The 3893-nt window shown below is 32.1% G+C and carries 2 protein-coding genes; one reads left to right on the top strand and one right to left on the bottom strand.

Annotation, left to right across the window (positions count from 1 at the left end):
* The first annotated feature begins 494 nt into the window (after positions 1 to 494).
* Complete coding sequence (locus EK368_RS10470) at positions 495 to 2258, top strand: C25 family cysteine peptidase (RefSeq protein ID WP_129599459.1); 1764 nt, start codon at positions 495 to 497, stop codon at positions 2256 to 2258.
* Between the two features lie 619 nt (positions 2259 to 2877).
* Here the strand turns inward: EK368_RS10470 and EK368_RS10465 are convergent.
* The gene (locus tag EK368_RS10465) at positions 2878 to 3465 is read right to left on the bottom strand and encodes a hypothetical protein (RefSeq protein WP_129599456.1); all 588 of its coding nucleotides are present in this window, start codon (positions 3463 to 3465) and stop codon (positions 2878 to 2880) included.
* Between the last annotated feature and the right edge of the window lie 428 nt (positions 3466 to 3893).

Raw genomic sequence — 3893 nt, 5'->3', positions numbered from 1 at the left:
TAATCATTATATTTGTATTATTATCTACTTTTTTCATAAAAAAAATAGGCAATTGAAAGTTATCCCCTTTCAATTGTCTTATTTTTTTCTATAATAGCTTTTTAAGCATGACAAATAGACAGAGAGGTTCTCTGTCTATTTATTATATGGGGATATCACCAACCATTTAACAAAATACTACGCTAAAATTATACATGGCATTTAAGTGTAAAAGAGTAAATCCCTCTGAATTTGGATCATTATGAATCATCTTTTGCAATAAATAACTGAATATTAAATATTTTCAAAAAATACAAAAAAATGGTTGAAATTCGATAAAAGTAATTATATCATATAATTAAGTATAAAAATATGTAAGTAGAATCCGGAGCGAAAAAAGACTTTATAGTATTTTAAAGCACCAGGCGGATATCTATGTCAAAGAGAGGTGATGAATGGAAAGAAAGATGCTGGGAAACTATCAAACATCAAATTAATAAGAAGGGGGAAATTTTGTGAAGAAAGTACTAAGGTCAAGAATGCTGATATTTATGTTTGTAGTTATTACCATAAGCACACAGTGGAGCTTTGTATTTGGACAAGTTCAAACCAATCAAAAAATCGAAGTTGGAGGTTTAATGCAAGTAAATGCTGATAACGGTCTGGATGGGGTAGATGTTACTGTTTTGGAGTCAGATTCTATGCATACTGTACTAAAGTTTGAGGTAGGCAAGTTTACTATGGACAAGATAGATATAGATAATTTGGATTATAACAAGATAAATTGTGAAGGAACAAGCCTTGATGATGAATTAGGTGCACCAGAGCTGCCGCGCATATGTCGCAGTATAACAATCCCTTTTTCCTCCGAAGCAGATATAAGTGTTGTGTCAGCAGTATATAGCGATTATGAAAATACCCCTATAATTCCATCAAAAGGAAGTATCACAAGAGATATAAATCCAGAGGATGTTCCATACACTTTTGGAAAGATATACAAGAGTGACGCTTTTTATCCAAGGAATTTGGCTTCAATAAGTGATCCATTTATTATGAGAGAGCTAAAAGGTGCTACAGTTACAATTAATCCATTTCAGTACCAGCCTTCTACTAAAACGTTAAGAGTATATACCTCTGTAACAGTGGAAGTTACTACTGGAGGTAAATTCAATAGCAATATGCTTAAATCAAATAGCAGATCAACACTGACCAAAGAATTTGAAGAAGTATATAAAAACTTTTTTATAAACTATAACGATAAAAATCAGTATAGAGCCTTAACTAGCAAAGAAAAAGGAGAGATGCTCATAATATCATACGATCAGTTCTTAAATGCTATGGAGCCTTTTGTCCAATGGAAGAACTCCAAAGGCATAAGAACAACAATTGTAGGCAGGTCAAGTGTATCTCCAAATAATAACCCCAAAGAAATCAAGAACTACATACAAAATTATTATAACAAGAACCCGAATTTGGTGTATGTACTTTTAGTCGGTGATTATGCTCAGATTTCATCACCAAAATATTCCACTGGTGTTTCAGATCCGGAATATACAAAGGTGGCTGGAAATGATGATTACCCCGACATATTTGTAGGACGTTTTTCTGCTGAAAGCATTGAAGATGTGAAAACTCAAGTGCAGCGTACTCTTGATTTTGAGAAAAATGGTTATAACATGGCAGATTGGTATAAAAAGGGTGTAGGGATTGCATCTGATGAGGGAAGCAATATATCCGATGCAGAGCATATGGATAACATACGAAAAAAGCTTTTAGATTTTGATTATACTAAGGTTGATAGAATATATGATCCCTATGCATCTGCTTCGTCTGTTACAAGCAGCCTCAATCAGGGACGAGGTATTATTAACTACTGCGGACATGGGGCACAAACCTACTGGGTTACTACACGCTTTAGCAACAGTGATGTTGCAGCACTTCAAAACCAAGGACATCTTCCATTTATTATCAGTGTATCCTGTGTCAGTGGAAAATTCCATACAGGAACATGCTTTGCAGAAGCATGGCTTCGATCAAAGAACAATAATGGAGAGCCAATAGGAGCCATTGGAACTTATATGTCAACGGTGAACCAGCCTTGGATACCTCCAATGGTAGGGCAAGATGCTATCGTTGACTTGCTTTGCAATAAAACTAGGATCTCCTTTGGAGGTTTGTGCTATACTGGTGCTAGCAAGATGCTGGATAATGGTACAAGCAGTGATATTTTGACTTTCAACACATGGACAGTTTTCGGAGACCCTTCAATACAGTTATAAACAGCAAATCAAATTTATTTCCCCAAGGAGGCTTGCTGTTAACTTGGCAAGGATATAATATCAGCTTAGAAAATTAATTAGGACAGAAACGAAATACAGGTGCAGACCTGAGACGGAAGCAACTAGGTTATGCAAAAGACTGTAATGGAAGCTATTAAAAAAACTGCTAGTACACATTAAAATGTACTAGCAGTTTTTTTAATAGCAAAATCAAGGAAATATGTTTGAAAGATCTATTGAAGCTATGTTTTACAGGTAGTCATGGCTGACTATTAGAATATGAGTTGATACCTACAGCGATTTTTCCATTCATAGAATCATGATTCTATGATTCATTTAAATCAAAAATAAATAGTACAAAGAGATTGCAAAAAATATTATTGACACAATTAAGTATGAGATATTAAATTTTTTATTTGAAAGATAATTCTTTAATAGAAGAATTATAGATATTATCATAAGATTTATTCCCATAATAATATTAAAACTTTTTTCAGAAAGTACCATTGTATTTTTAAAAGCGACCAATAGTATCATGAATATAGCAATTACCCAAGAAATTACATTTATTATTTTCTCTTTCATATTTTCACATCCATATGGGTGTTATTTTAAATTATTAAATGGATCCTATATACTCTGTTCTATTGGAATCTGCATAGAAATGATATTCATACCACATCTTAGGTCTTTGTTGGTTTATTGTTTCGTCATCATAATAAGTTATTTTAGTATAGTATACATTATCTAAACCTCTTCCTACAATTACACCAGCAAGTGCAACGGCAGCAGCCCAAGTTGCAGGACCTCCTACAAGAGCAATTATAGCACCAGCTACAACGGATACATCTCTTACATCTGTTCCAAGTGTTCCATAGCTTTTACCTGCTTCAACAGCAGCTCTACAAGTAATCGGAAAGTTTTCTTCAAAAGCTAATCTTTTACCATTTAAATACATTTTATTTTCATTTCTATCGTAAATAATAGTGTTTTGATTTCCTTTTGAATTAAATTTTAGAATGGTCTTTTCTTCAGAGTAGGTATAATAATACGTTATATTTTCTCCTTCTATGTTCATAGATAGTTTACCTGTAGATATTCCTGTAAAAGAGTTTGATGATGCAAAACTTGTGGAAGTAAAAATAAACATCATTAAAAAGCTTAGAATTATACACATTCCTTGGATTTTTCTTTGAGTTTTTAGCATTTTTAATTCCTCCTTTAAGTTTTTATATTATTTTCGAATAACAATCTGTACTTCAAATGCTATCCTCCTTTCTTAATTTGAATTTTAAATATAAAGTTCTTAAAGCAATTGTACCATATATATATTTCAAAAAATGTAATATAATGTAATAAGAATTTATGCGAATGCATCATAATGAAAATTGTGTTGTTCTCATCAAAGCCCATTAAATCATTTGAATTTCAATCTTAAAAGATAATTTTTGAATAGAGTCCAGATATGCGGCGAGACCCTTAAACATGAAAATTCCTAAATCATCAGAAGTCACACATATTGAAGGAGGTTATTAGCTGTTAAGAAAAACTTATAAAAAGTTATAAAACTAGGTTGACTTTTATAACTTTTTATATTCTAATTACCTTAGAGGTGATAAATAAATGAAATACTAT

Source organism: Anaerophilus nitritigenes (assembly GCF_004138215.1).
GTDB classification, from domain to species: domain Bacteria; phylum Bacillota; class Clostridia; order Peptostreptococcales; family Thermotaleaceae; genus Anaerophilus; species Anaerophilus nitritogenes.
This window is presented reverse-complemented; position numbering and strand designations above follow the sequence as displayed.